General features: G+C 68.9%; 1 protein-coding gene. It reads right to left on the bottom strand.

Going from position 1 to position 1,311, the window contains the following annotated elements:
- Positions 1 to 1,228, bottom strand: a 1,228-nt coding sequence (locus tag ACFXA3_RS42695; RefSeq protein ID WP_385196965.1) for an Ig-like domain-containing protein, incomplete at its 3' end; no start/stop codon positions are given.
- Positions 1,229 to 1,311 lie beyond the last annotated feature (83 nt).

Raw genomic sequence — 1,311 nt, 5'->3', positions numbered from 1 at the left:
GGGTCCGGTCGATCGGGCTGCGGCCTTCCGTGGTGCCCTTCAGGAGGGCGCTGCCGTCGCGCCATTCCTTCCAGTCCAGGTTCCAGTCGCCGAAGCCGTTGCCGAACGGCTCCATCTCGTCGCCGACGCTGTTGATCACCTTGACGATGTCGCCCTCGGTGATGTTCTCGTAGAACCAGGCGGCGTTGCCGGTGCTCATGCCGGTGCAGCCGTGGCTGACGTTCTCGGAGCCCTGCGATTCCACGGACCACGGCGCGGCGTGGACGTATTCACCACTCCAGGTGACGCGGGTCGCGTAGTAGACGGGCAGGTTGTAGTACTCGCTGCCGCCGATGCCGACGGTGTCGCCGCGCATCTGGACGAAATACTGCTTCCCGAGCACCACCTTGATCCCGTTGCGGGTGGAGAAGCCGGGCTTTCCGGTGGTCACCGGAATGGTGTTGATCACTTCTCCGTTGCGCTCGAACGTGAGGTAGTGGGAGGAGGCGTCGGTGGTGACCTCGACGCGGTCCCCGATCTCCAGCGTCAGCGACTTGCTGGCGGCCCCGCGGAGGTCGTCGGAGATCTTGATGCCCTCCAGGTTGCTCCGTACGGAGACGGTGGAGTGCGCGGGCCAGTACTCCTTCGGGCGGTAGTGCAGGTGCTTGTCGTCCACCCAGTGCCAGGCGCCCTCGACGCCCGAGGGCGCGTCGACGACCAGGCCCCGCTCGACGAGGGCCCGGGCCGCCTTGTCCTGGACGGGCTCGTTGAGTTCGGCCGTGATCGGCTGCCCGACGCCGTACTTGCCCTCGTCCGGCCCGAATTCGACCTTGAGGACCTCGTGGGCCGGGGTGGTCCTGAACGTCAGCCTGCGCTGCCCCGGGGCGCCGCGTTCGTCCTCGGTCTCCACCAGGACCGTGTACTGGGCACCGGCGGCCAGCGGGGCGGTGCTGTGCCAGCGGTCGCCCTTGGCGCTCAGCTCGCCCGCGAGCCGGCGCCCTTGGGTGTCCACGGCGGTGACGTCGGTGATCCGGCTGCCGCCGGTCCCCTTCGCCGTGATCTCCAGCGGCTTCTCGGGGTCGACCGGCCGGCCGCCCGGGGGCTGGTTGAAGACGACCTGGTCGCCCGCGTCGTACGGGCGGGCTGACAGCGGGTTGTCTCCGGGCCCGCAGCCGGTGGCGCCTGCCCCGAGGGACGCCACCAGCACGGAGCAGCCGACTACCGTCCAAAGACGCGGTGAGTGCTTCATGGAGCCAACGCTATGAAGGTATGACCATTGCTGCGCGCGGGGTGACTGCAAACGAGGGGCCCGGACTCCTCCGTTGGAGGTGT

The sequence above is a fragment of the Streptomyces sp. NPDC059456 genome (assembly GCF_042750055.1).
Lineage (GTDB): Bacteria > Actinomycetota > Actinomycetes > Streptomycetales > Streptomycetaceae > Streptomyces.
This window is presented reverse-complemented; position numbering and strand designations above follow the sequence as displayed.